Genomic DNA, 17,400 nt, shown 5'->3' on the forward strand with positions numbered 1-17,400 from the left:
CGACGAGAGCGGGCGGGGTTTGGTGAGGCGGCTGAACTCCTCGGGCACGCCTCAGCGGCCGGCGATGCGTGCCGGGCGGGCCCGGGAGGCTTCCGCGGCGGGCGGCCCCGGGGAGGCGACGTGCCGCGTGGGAGCCGCACCGGGCCGGGGAGGCGGGGGGTCGTCTCCTCTGGTTTCCGCGATCGCCAGATCCGTGCAGGCCAGCAGGTCCTCCTCCGCGGCCGTACGGCGCAGGCGGTGGGCGGCGCTGCCGGCCGCGAGCGCCCTCTCGGCGAGCTCCCGGACCGTGTGCCAGTCTCCGGCGGCCTCGAGCGCCGGGCGTGCCCGTGCCAGCAGTCTGCGGACCACCTGGGCCGCGGGCGCCTCATGCCGGCTTCCGGGATCGATCAGGGTCCCTTCCAGGCCCGACCGTGCGGCCCGCCAGGCGGCGGCACGCAGCCACTCGTGTCGGCCGGCGCAGGCGGGGACGTCCGCGGTTCCCAGCCGCTCATGGGCTTCGGTCACCAGGGCGCGGAAGAGTCCGGCGATCAGCACGACCGTTTCCGCGCGGGGGCAGGCGTCGCAGATGCGCAGTTCAAGGGTCTGCTGGTGGGCGGAGGGCCGGATGTCGTAATAGATCATTCCCGGGTCGCTGATGACGCCGCAGTCGACGAGGCACTGTACGGCCGCGTCGTACGCGGCGGCGTCGGCGAAGCATCCCGGTGGCCCCGAGGTGGGCCAGCGCTGCCACACCATGGTCCGCCAGCTGGCATAGCCGGTGTCGGCGCCCAGCCAGAAGGGAGAACTGGCGGACAGGGCCAGCAGCACGTGCAGCCACGGCGCCAGCTCGCACATGACGCGTACGGCCAGGTCACGGTCGTCGGCGTCGACGTGGACGTGGGTTCCGCAGATGAGCTGCTCGTCGGCGATCAGGCGGTACTCGTCGACCATACGGCGGTAGCGGTGGCCGGGAGTGGGGCGGATGTCCGCCGTGCGGGCCAGCGGCACCGTTCCCGCGGCCACCACGGCCAGCCCGTGGGCGGTCGCTGCGGTGTCGAGCCGGCGTCTGGTGCTGACGACATCGCCGTACAGGCCGTCCAAAGACGTGTGCACATCGCTGTTCGACTCCACCGTCGCCTGCTGCAATTCGGTCGTGAAGGTCCGTCCGGGCAGCTCTTCCAGCACGGTGTCGGCTCGAGGCACGAGCAGACCCGTCTCCACCTCGACGATGTGGAACTCCTCTTCCACTCCGATACGAAGGGTCACGGCACTCCTCAGGTGACGAGCGGGCACCCGCCCCACCGGTCCACCGGCGGCGGGCTGTGCACCTCCGACTTCCCACCCTGCCCATTACTAAGCAAGCGACGCTCTATAGAGACTTCGATATCACAGATGAGCGGCAGCCACATCCGCAAGGCGCCCGGACAGCACGAGGACGGGGCCGACGGGACGATGTCCGTTCCAGCCGGTTCCCCCACGACTCCGCGGGCGCGAAAATCGCCGCCCACCCAGAGGGGGGCGGCGATCGTCCCGGCACACCACTGGAGGACATGCCGTCACGGCGGCCGGCTGCCGCCTGTCCCCCGTTCCTCCCGGGGCCGGTTCAGCAGGAGGCCCACTGGGTCACCCTGACCGTGGCGTCGTAGACGCTCGGTTCATAGGTGCCGTTCGCCGTCCAGTCGTGCTTCTTGCTCGCCCACATGGTCGGGCTGTCGTAGGTGGACGTGGTGAACAGGCCCTGGCCGGCGGGGTTCTTCAGCTCGAAGCGCGCATGCCACACGTCGCCGCTGAGGGTGAAGTCGGTCCAGGTCCGCGCGCTGAACGTGAGGCGGCCGTCCGCGTACAACCGCAGGTACCCACCGGTCTGGTGACAGTCACCGACCTTCAGGGCGACACCAAGCGGCTGTCCCGTCGTACCGGGGGCCGGACCGCGCCACCGCTTGGTTCTGGTGGGCGACACCCGCGCAGTTGCGTGGTCAGGTGGAGGAGAACCTGCGGCAACTCGGCCGGGATCACCTGGACGTGGTGAACCTGCGCGTGCCACCGAGTCAGCGGGCGGGCTCGGTCAGCGATCACTTCGGTGCGTTGGCCGAACTGCGCGATGCCGGAGTGATCCGGCACCTGGGCGTATCCAACGTCACGTCCGAGCAATTGACCGAGGCCCTCGCCATCGCCCCGGTCGTCTGCGTGCAGAACCCGTACGGAATCGGCGCGTCGAGCGAGGAGCGGGCTCTTCTGCGCCGCTGCGGCGAACTCGGCATCGCCTTCGTCCCGTTCCACGCCATCGCCGGTTCCGGGCGTGAGGCAGGGCCGGTGGCCGAGGACAGCGAAGAGGTGCGTGCCGTGGCCCGCGCACACGGGGTTTCCGTCGCACAACTCCGTCTGGCCTGGTCCTTGCACCAGGGACCACATGTGCTGGGCATCCCAGGGACCGGCGATCCCGGCCACCTCGCGCAGAACATCGCGGCCGGCGCGCTGAGGCTCTCGGAACAGGAGATGACACTCCTCGCCGCACTGCCACCGGCGGCATGAGGAGGGGGCGGATACCAGTGGGCCGCCGGCGTCGGCCGGGACCATCGCGCCACCCGAGTACATCGAGGAGCAGGACAGCGCCTGCGCCCGGTTCGGGATGCCGACCGTGCGGAGGCCGCCGCCGGCTCGGCCGCAGACCCGTTGCCCGACGGCATGTGGCAGACGCCGGAACGGCCGGACGCGCTGGGATCCTCGATGGTGCACGGACGTCGGCACTCACCGCCACAACCCCCGGCACCCTCGGATGTCTCAGGTTCACGCCCAGGCTCCGGTGCTCTTCACTGATCCCGGGAAGACAGCAACTCGACCTTTCGGGGGTACACATGAACAGCAGGAAGCGCATCCTGGCAGCCGGCCTGGCCACCGCGGTCTCCACCGTGGCCCTCACCGTCGCCGGTGCGGCGGTTCCGGCGCAGGCCGCTGCCCAGGGGACCGTCGACTGCGACGGCTGGGTGCACAACAACGATCCGAACGTCGGCATCGCGGGCTGCCAGAACAACACCGACCACACCGTCACCTTCCGGGCCGAGATCGTCTGCGGCTGGGCCCCGGATGTCTCCGGCAACTGGGTGACACTGAACCCGGGGCAGTACAGCGAGTCCACGGGCTCCTGCGCGTTCTACAGCACCGGGGTCGGCAGCGTGGGCTGGACCATCCAGTGACACGCAGGTGTCCAGGCGCCGCCGGCCGGCACCACACCGTGCGACCGGCATGAACGGCCCCACCCTGGTGCCACAGTCCCCCGCCGCAGATCCGCGCACCCCGCGCGAGTACCTCACCGAGGTCCGGGGCGGCAGACGGGCAGCGGCTGGGGGACGGCCCGGAGGCGAGGGGCTGGGGGCGGCCACTGTGTCACCGTACGGTCCATGTCAGTGAAGTGGTCGTCCCGGCCCGGACCTCAGGGTCCCGTATGGCCGTCGTGTGGTCGGTCACCGTCGCCGTGACCCTGTGGCCGTGGCCCCGAACGCCCAGTTCGTGCGGCGTCACGGACAGATCGCCCGTCGCCGACAGGACCTGCCTGCCGTCGACGTACCAGGTCAGTTCGGGGTCGGCGAGGCCGGTCAGCGGCGCGAGACGTACCGTGATCCGGCGCCCTTGCCCGATGGGCCGGAACGTGGGGAGGGCTGAGGTCAGCGCGTCCGCGTCGGCGTAGAATCCGGCGATCATCGCCTCCCGGCCGACGACGTTGAAGTCCGTCGAGGCCAGGGAGCGCATGATGGACGTCTCGGTCGGACGGTAGATGCCGGCCTCGTAGTACCCCCCGCCTTCGTACGTACCCACGAGCGAACCGGACGGGTCCTGGGCCCCGAGCCAGCGGTACCACTTCGTCGCGCCCAGGTCGCGGTGGATGGTGAGGTTGGCGGCGGGCGGTTCCTCGGCGGAGGGGTATGTGCCGTAGCCCGTGTACTGGTACTCGTCGGCCAAGTGGCCTATGGAGTGGCCCAGTTCGTGGGCGCCTATCAGGTACGACCTGTCGTTGCCGGACGACATCGTCGCCACCCCGTGGAAGGTCGAGCCGGACGGCAGGTCGGCGGCGGAGTAGCCCGCGCCGCCGTACTTGGCGGAGTGGGCGATGACGAAGACGATGTCGGCGTCCGGGGCCTGGTCGGCGTACTGAGCGACCTCGTCGGTGTCGACGCACAGGAGGCGCTCGACGCCGTCACAGAAGAAGGAGGAGTCCAGCGCGGTGTCCTTCACCACGTCGGCCCCGGGGTCACCGGAGACGCCGGACTCGTCGGAGACGGCGTTGACCAACCAGATGTTGAACAGGCCGCGGTAGCTCCGGTAGGGCTCGACACCGAAGATGGCGTCCAGCTTCTCCTCGGCGTCGGCGGCGAACTCGTGCTGTTCGCCGGCCGTGTAGCCGTCGCCCATCACGACCAGATCGAGCCGCCCGGACACCGGTCCGGTGCGCTGGAGCGCCTTCACCGCCGCGGCGGTGCCCGGCTCGGTCGGCGCGGGGCGGGCGATCCGGCCGAGGGCGCTCACCGGGACGGTCACCTGGCGCGGCTCGGCCGCGGGTCCCGGGAAGTACTCGAGGTGCTGGGTGCGGACCGGAGGGACGGACGCCTCGGCCGGCCCCGGGTTCACTCCCCCGACCAGCGCCGCCACGGCGGCGAGGACGGCCACGGCAGCGGTGATCCAGCGCATACGCGGTCTTGCGGGATGCGGCACGGAAGCCCTCACTTAAGTATCCAGTTAAGTGGATTTAATGTCGGGCTTAATGTAGGGTCACGCATCCCAACAGGCAAGCGACACAGCCTGGTTGACTGACCGTCGGCACCATCTGGTACGTACAGGGGCTGTGCGCACGGGAGTTGCGACCCGCGGAGCGGCAGGCCGTCTTCCCGCAGCCGCAGGATGAGTCACGGCGAGGCCCAGCCCGACCCGGCAGCGGGCACCCGGTTGGCCGAAGCGCGTCACGATCGCGATCTCATGGCCGGAGTCCGGTGCTCTGCCGCCGACGATCCGCGCCGCTCAGGGTCGTGCTGCCGGTCCACGCCGCATCCGCCAGGTCGCCACGACCGGCAGGATCAGCTGACGGCCGGGTCCTGTGCGGCGGTGTCCGCCGGAACGACCTGCTCCGTCCAGATGATCTTGCCGGTCGACGTGTAGCGCGTGCCCCACCGGTGGGTGAGCTGGGCCACGATCAGCAGGCCCCGCCCGCCCTCGTCGGTGGTCCGTGCATGGCGCAGGCGCGGCGAGGTACTGCTGGCGTCGGAGACCTCGCAGATCAGGCCACGGTCCCGGATCAGGCGGAGGCAGACCGGTCCGGTCGCATGCCGGATGGCGTTGGTGACCAGCTCGCTGACGATGAGCTCCGTGGTGAACGTCAGATCGGGCATGCCCCACTCCGTCAGCTGCCGGGCGGCGAGTGCGCGGGCGTGCGCGACGGCCGCCGGATCGCTGGGCAGCTCCCAGGAGACGACCCGGTCGCGGGCCAGGACCCGGGTCCGGGACAGGAGCAGGGCCGCATCGTCCGACGGCGGACCGGCCAGCAGGTCGTCGATCACCCCGCGGCCGGTCTCCTCCAGCGTCGGTCGGGGCACCGCAAGGGCGGCACGCAGCCGGGAGAGCCCGCTGTCGATGTCCCGGTCGAAGGACTGGATGAGGCCGTCGGTGTAGAGCGCGATGAGGCTGCCCTCGGCCAGCTCCAGCTCGACGGACTGGAAGGGGAGATAGCCGAGGCCGAGTGGTGGTCCGGCGGGCAGGTCCAGGACGTCGGCACCACCGCCCGGACCGACGATCACCGGCGGGAGGTGACCGGCCCGGGCCAGTGTGCACCGCCTGCTGACCGGGTCGTAGACGGCGTACAGGCAGGTGGCGCCCATGAACGCGGTGCCCGCGGCCTCACCCTCGTCCGCCGCCGAGGTGCCGCCGCCCTGCGCCCCCATGAGGCCGATGACCAGGTCGTCCAGATGGGCCAGCAGTTCGTCCGGGGACAGATCGAGGTTGGCGAGCGTGCGTACCGCGGTGCGCAGGCGCCCCATGGTCGCCGCGGCGTTCATGCCGTGCCCGGCCACGTCCCCGACGACCAGCGCGACCCGTGCTCCGGACAGCGGAATCACGTCGAACCAGTCGCCGCCCACACCGCTGGGGACATCCGCCGGGAGGTACCACGACGCCACCGCCAGCGCGGAACCTCCGGTCAGTTCCTGTGGCAGCAGATAGCGCTGCATGGAGCGGGCCGCGGTGCGCTCGCGGGTGAAACGACGCGCGTTGTCGATGCACACCGCCGCGCGTGAGACGAGTTCCTCGGCGAGACGTACGTCGTCCTCCTCGAAGGGCCCCCGCCGCCGGGACCGGGCGAACGTCGCCGCGCCCAGGGTGACGCCACGCGCCCGCACCGGGAGCACCATCACCGAGCGGAAGTCGTAGTCGCGGAAGGAGGCGCCCAGCGACTCGTCCTCGGTCACCCACGGGCTGGCGTCGCGGTCCAGGATCCGTTCCACCAGGGTCCTGCTCTCCAGCAGACAGCGGGTCACGGGCGACGAGGTGGCACGCTGGACCGTCTCCCCCACGGTCAGACTCCCCTCGGGACAGCCCTCGCGCACCGACTGCTGCCCCGCGCGCCGGATGACGGGCGACATGCCGACCGGCCCGGGCTCCGGCTCCTCGCCCCTCATGACCGAGTCCAGCAGGTCTACGGCGACGAAGTCGGCGACGGACGGCACGGCGTCGTCGGCCAGTTCCTGGGCGGTCCGCGTCACGTCCAGGGTGCTGCCGATGCGGGTGGCGGCGTCGTTGAGCAGGGCCAGGCGTTCCTGGGCCCGCCAGCGTTCGGTGACGTCGATGACCATGTACCAGACACCGACGTTCCGGCCGTGGCGGTCCTTCATCGCGAAGAAGGATGCGGAGATCGCGCGGCCGGCGTCGGGGTCCGTGTGACCGGGGGCGCGGTATTCGTAGTCCATCACCGGAGCGCCGGTCTCCAGGACCCCGCGCATCTTCTCCTCGAAGGCCGCGGCCTCCGCCTTCGGCAGCACGTCCGCCACCCGCCGGCCCAGCCGGCGTTCGAGGGGCACCCGGCGGTCCAGTGGTTCGTTCACCCAGACGTACCGCAGGTCCGTGTCGAGGACGGCGATGCCGACCGGCGCGTGGGTGAGGAAGGGCGTGAGCATCAGCTGGCTCACCCCGCCGCCCGGCATCCGCCAGAAGGCCCGTTTCGGAGGCCGGCCGACGAACCTGCCGAAGACCAGGGCGGCAACCGTGGCGACCAGGACGCCCGGGACCATTTCGTAGATGCCCGACTCGAAGGGACCGAGCAACGGATTGATCTTCTTCCACAGCAGCACCGTGCCCGCGCCCGAGACGATCCCGGCCATGGCTCCCGCCCAGGTCATGCGCGGCCAGTACAGCGAGAGAAGGACGACCGGCCCGAACGCGGCTCCGAAGCCCGCCCAGGCGTAGGCGACGATGCCCAGCAGCCCGCCACCCCTGAGCGCGATCGCGAAGGCCACCACGGTCACGGCGACGACGGCGGCACGTCCGGCCCAGACCAGTGTCCTGTCCGAGGCGCGCTGGTTGAGGAACGCGCGGTAGAAGTCCTCCGTGAGGGCGACGGACGACACGAGGAGCTGGCTGTCCGCGGTCGAGATGATCGCGGCCAGTACGGCGATGAGCATCACGCCGGCGCCCCAGGGGTTGAGCAGGGTCCGGCTGAGACTGATGTACACCGTCTGCGGGTCGTGCAGCGGCGTGCCGGTCCGGGCGATGCCCACCAGGCCGACGAGCGTGGCGCCGGCGAGTACGACGATGACCCATCCGGTTTCCAGACGGCGGGCGGCGGGGATGGCGCCGGTGCTGCGGATGCCCATGAAGCGGGCCAGGATGTGGGGCTGGCCGAAATAGCCGAGCCCCCAGGCGAGCAACGAGGTGATCGCTACGGCACCGAGCGACCCGCCTGCCGACCACTGCCCGCCCGCGTAGTCGGCCTTGGCGCCCATGTCGAGCAGGTCGGGCGTCCTGCTGTTGAGGGCGTCGCGCAGGGCCCCGAAGCCGCCGAGCGCCCCGATGCCGACCATGGGGAGCACGAGCAGGGCGAGGAACATCAGCGTGGCCTGCATCACATGTGTCAGGCTCACGGCGAGGAAACCGCCCAGACACGAGTAGACGACGATCACCAGTGCGGTCAGGGTCACTCCGAGCCCGAACCCGACACCGAAGATGTGCCCGAACAGCAGGCCACCGGCCACCAGCCCGCTGGCGACGTAGACGGTGAAGAACACGAGGGTGACCGCCGCCGAGACCATCCGGAGCATCCGGGTGCGGTCCTCGAACCGCTCCTCCAGATAGGCCGCCAGGCTGACGGCGTTCCCGGCGCGCTCGGTGTAGGTGCGCAGCCTCGGCGCCACGAACAGCCAGTTGAGGTACGTACCGACCACCAGACCGGCCGCGATCCAGCTGGCACCGACACCGGCCGCGTACACCGCTCCGGGAAAGGCGAGGAACAGCCAGCCGGACATGTCGCTGGCCCCCGCGGACAGGGCGGCGACGAAAGCACTGAGCCTACGGCCCCCGAGGGCGAAGTCGGCGAAGGTGTGAGTGCGGCTGTAGGCCCAGACCCCTGTTGCGATCATGACGGCCACATACACGAGGAATGTGGCCACGATCGGCGCACTCAAGTCGATCATGTCGTCCTCGCCTGCGAGGTTCCCGAGCATGGCCGCGACCGTCGCATGCCTGACAGCCGCGACTCTTCATGAACAAATGTACAGATTCCCACCACCACCGGCCGATAGGGGCGCTCGTGAGGACTGGGCCCGGGCGATGAGCAGCGCGACGTCGTCCTCACCACCGGGCGAGCGCAGGGTTTCCAGGATGCGGTCGCAGGTGTCTTCCAGATCGTGGCCGTGTGTCGCGGTGAAAGCGTCGAGGAGGGTGTCCAGGCGGGCGTCGATGGGTTCGCTTCGGGTCTCGACCAGGCCATCGGTGTAGAGGGCCAGCGCGTCGCCGGGGCGGAAGGGGATGGTGGTGGCCTCGAAGGGGACTCCGCCGACCCCCAGCGGTGCGCCGGTGGGAAGGTCGAGAAGCCGTGCTGCGTGGCCGCGACGCATCAGGGCCGGGGGCAGGTGGCCGGCGAGGCAGATCTCGCAGCGTTCCCGGTGAGGGTCGTAGACACAGTAGATGCAGGTGGTGATGGTCTGCTCGACACCTTCGGTCAGGTGGTCGAGGTGACGAAGGGCCTCGGCGGGGGCGAGGGCGAGTTCGGCGAAGGCGCGGGCAGCGCTGCGGAGTTGCCCCATGGTGGCGGCGGCGTTGATGCCGCTGCCCATGACGTCCCCGACGACCAGGGCGGTTCTGTCACCCTGGAGGGGTATGGCGTCGTACCAGTCACCGCCGATCTCGCTCGTGGCGCCGGCGGGCTGGTATCGGCAGGCGACCTCCAGGCCCGGCAGATGCGACGGAGGCTCGGGAAGCAGGCTGCGCTGGAGCGTGAGGGCCGCTTGGCGCTGGGCCTGGTACCCGCGGGCGTTGTCGATGCAGACCGCGGCTCGGGCGGCCAGCTCCCAGGCCAGGAACGCGTCGTCGTCGTCGAAGGGTGCGGGGTTCCGGATGCGTTTGAGGTCGAGGGCGCCGAGGACCTCACCCCGGGCCATGAGCGGTACGGCCAGGTAGGAGTGAACGCCGGCCGCCGCGAGGAGGGAGGCGGCCTCGCCGTGCCGGGCGATGCGCTCCAGGTCCCGGCCGGTGGTGTGGGGCACCAGCACCGGTTGCCGGGTGCGCACGCACTGGGTGATCAGGCGGTCGCTGTCATAGGAGGCGAGCCCCCCTGTCGGGTCGGCCGCGCGGACCGCCTCGGTGGAATGGGCCGCGCGGACGGCAAGGGCACGGAAGAGGGCCGGCCCCTCGGGTGGTGCCATCCGGCCGTCGAGGGCGCTGTCGAGTACGTCCACGGCTGCCACATCCGCCAGGACCGGCACGACGACGTCGGCGAGCTCGCGCGCTGTCGTTTCCAGGTCGAGGGTGGTACCCACGGAAACGGAAGCCCTGGCGATCAGTGTCAGCCGTTGCCGGGCCTGTGCCGCCTCGGCAGCGGCCCGGTGCCGCTCGGTGACGTCGATGACGGAATAGGCGAGGCCCAATACCCGCCCGGCGGAATCCTCCAGCCGGTAGTACGAGACGGACCAGGCGTGCTCGTGGTCCGGATCGGCAGGGGGCCGGCAGACGATGTCCCGGTCCACCACCGACTCGCCCGTCTCCAGGACACGGCGCAGACGGGCCTCGGGGTCCGTGTCCAGGAAGCTCAGGACCTCGCCGGCCGACCGGCCGAGACGCTCGGCCGCGGACTGGCCGGTGATGCGTTCGAGAGCCGGGTTCACGGCCAGATACCGCAGGTCAGGGCCCAGAATGGCCAGCCCGACCGGGGACTGGGACACCAGACGCATGGCCAGGGAGGCGTCTCGCTCGACCCGCTCCACGGCTGCCTGGTCCGCGGCAAGGCCCAGGGCGTAGACGTCACCGAGCTCGTCCAGCAGCCGCATGTTGCGGAACTCCACCAGGCGGGTGCTGCCGTCCTTGTGCCGGACCGGGAACGCCCCTGCCCAGTCGGTGCCGGATTCCATGACCTCGGCGAACAGCTTGATCACCGCGTCCCGGTGCTCCTCGTGGACCGTCAGCCGGGCCGCGTGCTGACCCAGCGCTTCCTCCGCGGTGTAGCCGAACAGTTCCTCGGCCTTGGGGCTCCAGAAGACCACCCGCCCCTCCGCGTTCAGCACCACCGCGGCGACGCTGAGCAGATCGAGCAGGCCGCTGGGCGGCGCGGCGGGACCCGTCACCGACCGGCCGTCGCGCGCTCTGGAGGAGTCCGTCGTACCCATGCCTCATTTTCCTTCCCGCTCGGCGCCTTGGCACGTGCCGTAGCGGCGGGCGTTCCGCCCTCCTCCATGGTCGGCCCAGACCGAGGCGGCAGACACCTGGACCGACCGGAGGACGGGATCATCGGGCCGGCCGGGCCGAGCGGCGCGGCCGGCAGGCCTGTGGGCGCCTCCTCCCCCTCGGTGTGGACCGCCCCGGCTCCGGCGGTGAGGTGCTGCGCGCGAACCGTCCGGCCGCCGGCCACCTAAGCGGAGCGCTCTTGCACCCCGAGGCGCCTGCAGCGGACGGCGACGGCCGCGATGTCGTCATCGAGCCTTCCGCCGCTGTAGTGGAGCAGGTCCCGGTGAAGCCGGTCCAGCAGCTCACGGGGCGCCGCCGGGCCGAGCTGGCGCATCCACTCCGGTAGCGGGAAGAACGTGCCGGCGCGGTCCCGGGTCTCCGTTACGCCGTCGGTGTAGAGCAGCATCTGGTCGCCCGAGGCGAAGGCGACGGTGTCGACGTTGTAGTTGTCTCCGAGGAGTGACGCGAGGTTGAGGGGCGCCGAGGGCACGGTGGGCTCCAGGACGCGGACCTGTCCGCTCCGCATCAGCAGGGGCGGCGGGTGTCCACAGTTGAGGATCTTCACATGCCCACTGCCGTACGGGATCTCGGCGATCAGAGCGGTGGCGAAGTGCTCGGGCTGATCCGGGTCGAGGAGCGCCACGCTGTAGCGGCACATGCTGGTCTCCAGACGATGGATGATGCCCCTCAGGTCGGGCTGGTCGTACGCGTTCTCCCTGAAGCAGTTGATCACCGCCGAGGCCGCCCCCACCGCCGACAGACCCTTGCCGCGCACGTCACCGATGAGCAGCCGAACCCCGTACGGCGTGTCGGCCACCTCGTAGAAGTCACCTCCGATCCGGGCCTGTTCCTGGGCCGCGAGATACAGCGACTCGATATCGACGTCCTGGACCCGGCGCGGCAGCGGGCGCAACAGCACCTGCTGCGCCGCGTCGGCGACCAGCCGGATCTGGAAGAGGGTCTCCTCTCGCTGGAGCCGGAGATGGCTCGTATAGGCGGCCGCCAAAGTGACCGCGACGATCGCAGCCGCCGTGTAGGGCGTCCCCAGATCGGCGTAGACGAGGCTGAGTCCGATCATGGCCAGCAGGCAGAACGCCCCCAGCAGGAGCGTCGGGAACACGGGCCACATCGCGGCGGCGAGGGCCGGTGCGGCGGGCAGGAGACGGCTGAAGGCGATCTCCCTGGGGGTGGCGAAAGCCAGGCCGGTGATGACGACGGTAAGGATCACGGGGGACAGCAGTACGGTCTCGCGTCGGCCACCGTAGGGAGGGCGGTGGCGCCGAGGCCGTCCTTTCCTGATCACAAAACGTATCCTATCGGGGCATAACGGGCTTCGTTCCGTGAAAGCGGCAGCCGCACCACGGGCTTGGCCGGCGTCGGCTTCCCCACAGTGGTGCTATCAAGGGTGTATGGAGGTATTTTCCGGGCGCCCTCGAAGCCCGGAACGTCATCCGCCCGTCGGACGCTCGCGCCCACGCCGGGCCTCCCTGCTGGACCTGCGCAGTGCGGCCGGTCAGGTGTTCCTTCTCCAGGTCGTCATCGTGGTCCTGCTGGTGGTGGCCGCGGTGGCGGCCATGGTGCTCCAGACGGCCCGTGACGCGGTGCAGCGTGGGCGTCGTGAGTCGGTCGTCGCGGCCCAGTCGTTCGCGAGTGCGCGGGGCACGGCCGAGGCGCTGCAGAGCCGGGACCCCACGGCGCTGCTCCAGCCGCAGACCGAGGCGGCGCGCAAGCGCGCGGGAGTGGACTTCGTCGTCGTCATGAACACGAAGGGAGTCCGTTACACGTATCCCTACCCGCGGGAGATCGGGAAGAAGTTCGTCGGCACCATCGCACCGGCGCTGAAGGGCCGTACCGTCGTCGAGCAGGCCGGCGGGCCGCCCCTGCCCGCGGGCAGGGGGACGGACGTACAGGCGGTGGTCCCGGTGACCGACCCGCACGGCAAGGTGGTCGGCCTGGTCTCGGCCGGAATCACGGTCAAGAACGTGGCGGCCCTGTGGCTGCCGCAGCTGCCGATCATCCTGGGCAGCGGCGCGGCCGCGCTGGCACTGGCCATGACGGGAACGACGCTGGTGTCCCGGCGGCTGCGCGCGCAGACGCACGGCCTGGCCCCGGCGGAGCTGGCGCAGCTGTACGAGCACCACGACGCGGTCCTGCACTCGGTGCGGGAAGGAGTGCTGATCACCGGAGCGGACGGACGACTGCTGCTGGCCAACGACGAGGCGACGCGGCTGCTCGGCCTGCCGGTGGACGTGCGGGACCGTTCGGTACGGGAGCTGGGACTGCCGGAACCGATCACCCGTCTGCTGTCGTCGCCGGAGACGGTCAACGACGAGCTGCACCTCGCCGGGGACCGGTTGCTGGTCGTGAACAAGCGGCCGACGTACCCGCACGCCGAACGGGGAGGCAGCGTGGTGACCCTGCGGGACACCACGGAGCTGGCGGCGGTCTCGGGGCGGGCCGAGGTCGCGCGGGAGCGGCTGAAGCTGCTGTACGAGGCCGGGGTGGGGATCGGGACCACGCTGGACGTGGAGCGCACGGCCCAGGAGCTGGCCGACGTGGCGGCGCCCCAGTTCGCCGACCTCGTGACGGTGGACCTGCTCGATGCGGTCCTGCGGGGATGGGAGCCCACGGCGGAGGGCTGGCGGCAGCTGCGCCGGGCGGCCATCGGCGGCGAACAGCGGATGATGCCGGTGTATCCGCTGGGCGAAGTGATCACGTTCTCGGCCCGGACCCCGCAGATGCGGACGCTGCAGGAACGACGGGTCATGCTGGAGGCGGACCTGCGGCAGGCACCCGGCTGGCGGGAACAGGACCCGGAGCGCGCCCGGAAGGCCCTGGAGTGCGGGTTGCGCTCGCTGGTGACCGTGCCGCTGCGGGCACGGAACGTACCGCTGGGCGTGGTGAACTTCTACCGGACGACGGGTTCCCCGGCGTTCGAGCCGGAGGATCTCACCTTCGCGGAGGAACTGGCCGCACGGGCGGCGGTGGCCATCGACAACGCCCGGAGATTCACCCGCGAGCACGCGATGGCGGTGACGCTGCAGCGCAGCCTGCTGCCCCGGGTGCAGCCGGACCAGGACGCGCTGGAGGTGGCCTGGCGGTATCTGCCCGCGGAGGCGGGAGTGGGCGGGGACTGGTTCGACATCATCCCGCTCCCGGGCGCCCGGGTGGCCCTGGTCATGGGTGACGTCGTCGGCCGCGGGCTGCACGCGGCGGCGACGATGGGCCGGCTGCGCACCGCGGTGCACAACTTCTCCACCCTCGACCTGCCCGTGGACGAGGTGCTCGGGAACCTGGACGACCTGGTCGTCCGCATGGACAACGAGGAGAACACGGGCGATGCCGCGACGGGGCACGAGGGGGAGGGCGTGACCGGGGCGACCTGTCTCTACGCGGTCTACGACCCGGTGACCGGGGCCTGCACGATGGCCCGTGCGGGACACCCGGAACCGGTGGTGGTCCGCCCGGACGGCACGGTCACCTGTGCCGGCGTGCCGCCTTCGACGCCGCTCGGCCTGGGCGGCTACCCGTTCGAGACCACCGAGCTGTCCCTGCCGGAGGGCTCGCAACTGGTGCTGTACACCGACGGCCTCGTGGAGGACCGCGCCCACGACATCGACATGGGGATGGAGAGGCTGCGCCGCGCGTTGGACGGATCCGGGGGCCGCACGCCGGAGCAGACGTGTCAGGCGGTGATCGACGCGCTGAAGCCGTCGCACTCACGCGACGACATCGCGCTGCTGACGGCACGTACCCGGAGGTTCCCGCCCTCGCGCGTGGCCGAGTGGGACGTGCCGCAGGACCCGGCGCTGGTGCCCTCGGTACGGGCGCGCTGCAGGAAGACGCTGCGGGAGTGGGGGCTGGAGGAGACCGGATTCGCCACGGAGCTGATCCTCAGCGAGTTGGTCACGAACGCGATCCGGTACGGCTCGCCGCCGGTCAGGGTGCGGCTGCTGCACGGACGCTGTCTGATCTGCGAGGTGTCGGACGGCAGCGGGACCTCGCCGCGCCTGCGGCGGGCGGCGACCACGGACGAGGGCGGACGGGGGCTGTTCCTGGTGGCGCAGTTCGCCCAGCGATGGGGGACGCGGTACACGACCCGCGGCAAGGTCATCTGGGCGGAGCAGCTTCTCGACGACGGCACAGCCGCCACCATGGGCCACACACCGGTCGACTTCCTTCTCGACCAGTTCGATGATCCCGACGCGTGAGCCCGCGGGCCTCCGGGCGCCGCGGCCATGCCGCCGCCGACGGCGACGCGGGAGGCGCGCATCCACGGGGCCGGCACGGCGCACCGTGCGGTGGGGCGGCCGACCCGCTTCACGGGCCCCCGCTGAGCGTTCCGGCGTCGTTCAGGGCCGGGCGCGGGCCAGGAGGAGGGCGACGTCGTCGCCGGCCCGGGGCCGGAGAGTCTCCAGCACCCGGTCGCACGTCTCTTCCAGATCCTGGGCGGCCGTCGCGGTCAGGGCGTCGCGGAGGATGCCGAGGCGGGCGTCGATCGGGTCGCCGCGCGTTTCGACCAGGCCGTCGGTGTAGAGAGCGAGTTGGTCGCCGGGGTGGAAGGGAAAGGCCGACGTCTCGAAGGCCCATCCGCCGACGCCCAGCGGCACGCCGGAGGGGACGTCGAGCAGCTCCGCCGGACGGCCGGACCGGACCAGGGCCGGGGGCAGATGACCGGCCAGGCTGATGCGGCACTCACCTCGCTCGGGGTCGTACCGGCAGTAGACGCAGGTGGCGATGGTGTGCTCGACGTCCTCGGTCAGGCGGTCGAGGTGGCGGAGGACCTCTGCCGGGTCGAGGTCCAGCTCGGCGAAGGCGCGGGTGGCGCTGCGCAGTTGACCCATGCTGGCGGCGGCGTTGATCCCGCTGCCCATCACGTCCCCGACGACCAGAGCGGTCTTGTCGCCCGGCAGGCCCATGGCGTCGAACCAGTCTCCGCCGATCTCACTGACGGCTCCGGCCGGCCGATAGCGGCAGGCGATCTCCAGTCCGGGCAGCCGGGACGGCAGCTCGGGAAGCAGGCGGCGCTGGAGGGTGAGGGCGGTGTCGCGCACGCTCTGGTACCAGCGGGCGTTGTCGACGCAGGTCGCGGCGCGGCTGGCCAGCTCGCAGGCGAGGAGCGTGTCGTCCTCGTCGAAAGGCGCGGCCGTGCGGACGCGTTCGAGGCTGAGCGTTCCCAGGACCTCCCCACGGGCCAGGAGCGGCACCGCCAGGTAGGAGTGCACACCGGTCGCCTCCAGCAGGGCGGCGGCCTCGCTGGTGCGGGCGATGTGCCGCAGGTCCTCGCGGGTGGTCTCGGCCACCAGTACCGGCCGGCGGGTGCGCACACACCGGGTGATCAGACGGCCGCTGTCGTACGTGGCGAGGCTTCCGGGCACATCGGCCGCCGCCTGTGCCGCTTCGCAGGAGGGTGCCGCGGCGACGGCGGCGACACGGAAGCGGGCAGGGCCGGTGTCCGACGGGGTGCGTCCGTGCAGCACGCTGTCGAGCACGTGGATCGAAGCCACGTCGGCCAGATCCGGTACGACGACACCGGCCAGCTCGCGCGCCGTCCGCTCCACGTCGAGGGTCGTACCGATGGAGGCGGAGGCGTGGGCTATGAGGGCCAGGCGGTTCCGGGCGCGTGTGACCGCCAGGGTGGCCTTGTGGCGTTCGGTGATGTCGATGACGGACGTGGCCAGACCGATCACCCGGCCGGTGGAGTCGTCCAGCCGGTGGTACGACACGGACCAGGCGTGCTCGCGGTCCGGATCGCCGCTGGTGCGGCCGACGACGTACCGGTCGAACACCGGCCGGCCGGTCTCCAGGACCTGGCGCATACGGGCTTCGACGGCCTCGGCGTCCAGAAAGGTCAGGACCTCGCGGACGCGCCGGCCCAGGTGCTCGGCGGCGGGGATGCCGTGGATGCGCTCCAGTGCCGGGTTCACGGTCACGTAGCGCAGGTCGGGATCGAGGATGGCCAGGCCGATCGGGGACTGGGAGACCAGACGTGCCGACAGGGCCACGCCCCGCTCGACCCGGGCCACGGTCGCCTGGTCGACGGCCAGGCCCAGGGCGTAGGTGTCCCCGAGATCGTCGAGCAGCCGCATGTTGCGGAACTCCACCAGCCGCTCGGTGCCGTCCTTGTGCCGGACCGGAAAGGCCCCGGCCCAGTCGGCGCCGGACTCCATGACCCGGGCGAACAGCGCGATCACCTGGTCCCAGTGCTCCTCGTGGACCAGCAGCCGCGCGGCGAACCGGCCCAGCGCCTCCTGCGCGCTGTAGCCGAACAACTCCTCCGCCTGGGGGCTCCAGAACACCACGCGCCCGTGCGCGTCCAGCACCACCGCGGCGACGCTCAGCAGATCGAGCAGGCCGGTGGGCGACGAACCGGCGGCCCCGGGCAGGGGCCGGCCCGGGGCGCCGGACTGCGAGGGGCCCGTCCTGCCCATACGCCGTTCTCCTCTCCCGTTCGGCGGGAGCGCGCGCCGCGTCGGCGCCTTACTGCCTCTTCCTTCATAGTCACCGCGT

The 17,400-nt window shown here is 71.4% G+C and carries 9 protein-coding genes and 1 pseudogene; 3 read left to right on the forward strand and 7 right to left on the reverse strand.

Translation table 11 applies throughout. The annotated features are described in order from the left end of the window. Positions 1-51: 51 nt before the first annotated feature. Positions 52-1,245 (reverse strand): carboxylate-amine ligase, encoded by a 1,194-nt coding sequence (locus ACZ7GZ_RS08650; RefSeq protein ID WP_471022141.1) that lies wholly within the window; start codon positions 1,243-1,245, stop codon positions 52-54. Between the two features lie 337 nt (positions 1,246-1,582). Then, positions 1,583-1,939 (reverse strand): DUF6294 family protein, encoded by a 357-nt coding sequence (locus ACZ7GZ_RS08655; protein ID WP_471022143.1) that lies wholly within the window; start codon positions 1,937-1,939, stop codon positions 1,583-1,585. Between ACZ7GZ_RS08655 and ACZ7GZ_RS08660 the strand changes: the two are divergent. Together ACZ7GZ_RS08660 and ACZ7GZ_RS08665 are read left to right on the forward strand one after the other, a co-directional pair. Beyond that, a pseudogene (locus tag ACZ7GZ_RS08660) lies at positions 1,900-2,511 on the forward strand (aldo/keto reductase); the annotation flags it as partial. The gene ACZ7GZ_RS08655 and the pseudogene ACZ7GZ_RS08660 overlap by 40 nt on opposite strands. A gap of 323 nt (positions 2,512-2,834) precedes the next feature. After that, a complete protein-coding gene (locus ACZ7GZ_RS08665) occupies positions 2,835-3,173 on the forward strand; it encodes a hypothetical protein (RefSeq protein ID WP_471022144.1) in 339 nt (112 codons plus the stop codon). A gap of 190 nt (positions 3,174-3,363) precedes the next feature. Here the strand turns inward: ACZ7GZ_RS08665 and ACZ7GZ_RS08670 are convergent, their stop codons facing one another. The 4 genes from ACZ7GZ_RS08670 to ACZ7GZ_RS08685 form a co-directional block, all read right to left on the reverse strand. Further along, positions 3,364-4,662, reverse strand: coding sequence for a M64 family metallopeptidase (locus tag ACZ7GZ_RS08670; protein WP_471022147.1), 1,299 nt, complete (start codon positions 4,660-4,662; stop codon positions 3,364-3,366). A 383-nt stretch (positions 4,663-5,045) separates the two neighbouring features. After that, a complete protein-coding gene (putP, locus tag ACZ7GZ_RS08675; protein WP_471022232.1) occupies positions 5,046-8,645 on the reverse strand; it encodes a sodium/proline symporter PutP in 3,600 nt (1,199 codons plus the stop codon). 66 nt (positions 8,646-8,711) lie between these two features. Further along, positions 8,712-10,832 carry a SpoIIE family protein phosphatase gene (locus tag ACZ7GZ_RS08680; protein WP_471022148.1) on the reverse strand — a complete coding sequence of 707 codons (2,121 nt, stop codon included), beginning with the start codon at positions 10,830-10,832 and terminating at the stop codon, positions 8,712-8,714. Between the two features lie 242 nt (positions 10,833-11,074). Further along, positions 11,075-12,118, reverse strand: coding sequence for a PP2C family protein-serine/threonine phosphatase (locus ACZ7GZ_RS08685; protein ID WP_471022150.1), 1,044 nt, complete (start codon positions 12,116-12,118; stop codon positions 11,075-11,077). 181 nt (positions 12,119-12,299) lie between these two features. Here ACZ7GZ_RS08685 and ACZ7GZ_RS08690 point away from each other — a divergent pair, with 181 nt between their 5' ends. Continuing rightward, complete coding sequence (locus tag ACZ7GZ_RS08690) at positions 12,300-15,101, forward strand: SpoIIE family protein phosphatase (RefSeq protein WP_471022153.1); 2,802 nt, start codon at positions 12,300-12,302, stop codon at positions 15,099-15,101. 141 nt (positions 15,102-15,242) lie between these two features. On the opposite strand, the gene ACZ7GZ_RS08695 is transcribed toward ACZ7GZ_RS08690, so the two are convergent. Continuing rightward, positions 15,243-17,321, reverse strand: a complete 2,079-nt coding sequence (locus ACZ7GZ_RS08695) for a SpoIIE family protein phosphatase (protein WP_471022155.1) — start codon at positions 17,319-17,321, stop codon at positions 15,243-15,245. Between the last annotated feature and the right edge of the window lie 79 nt (positions 17,322-17,400).

Source organism: Streptomyces sp. NPDC037288 (assembly GCF_055603265.1).

What these genes read in the sequence shown, in the direction of transcription:
- ACZ7GZ_RS08665 (WP_471022144.1), top strand. Translation starts at nt 2,835, where the DNA reads ATGAACAGCAGGAAGCGCATCCTGGCAGCCGGCCTGGCCACCGCGGTC.
- ACZ7GZ_RS08670 (WP_471022147.1), bottom strand. Translation starts at nt 4,662, where the DNA reads ATGCGCTGGATCACCGCTGCCGTGGCCGTCCTCGCCGCCGTGGCGGCG.
- putP (WP_471022232.1), bottom strand. Translation starts at nt 8,645, where the DNA reads ATGATCGACTTGAGTGCGCCGATCGTGGCCACATTCCTCGTGTATGTG.
- ACZ7GZ_RS08680 (WP_471022148.1), bottom strand. Translation starts at nt 10,832, where the DNA reads ATGGGTACGACGGACTCCTCCAGAGCGCGCGACGGCCGGTCGGTGACG.
- ACZ7GZ_RS08690 (WP_471022153.1), top strand. Translation starts at nt 12,300, where the DNA reads ATGGAGGTATTTTCCGGGCGCCCTCGAAGCCCGGAACGTCATCCGCCC.
- ACZ7GZ_RS08695 (WP_471022155.1), bottom strand. Translation starts at nt 17,321, where the DNA reads ATGGGCAGGACGGGCCCCTCGCAGTCCGGCGCCCCGGGCCGGCCCCTG.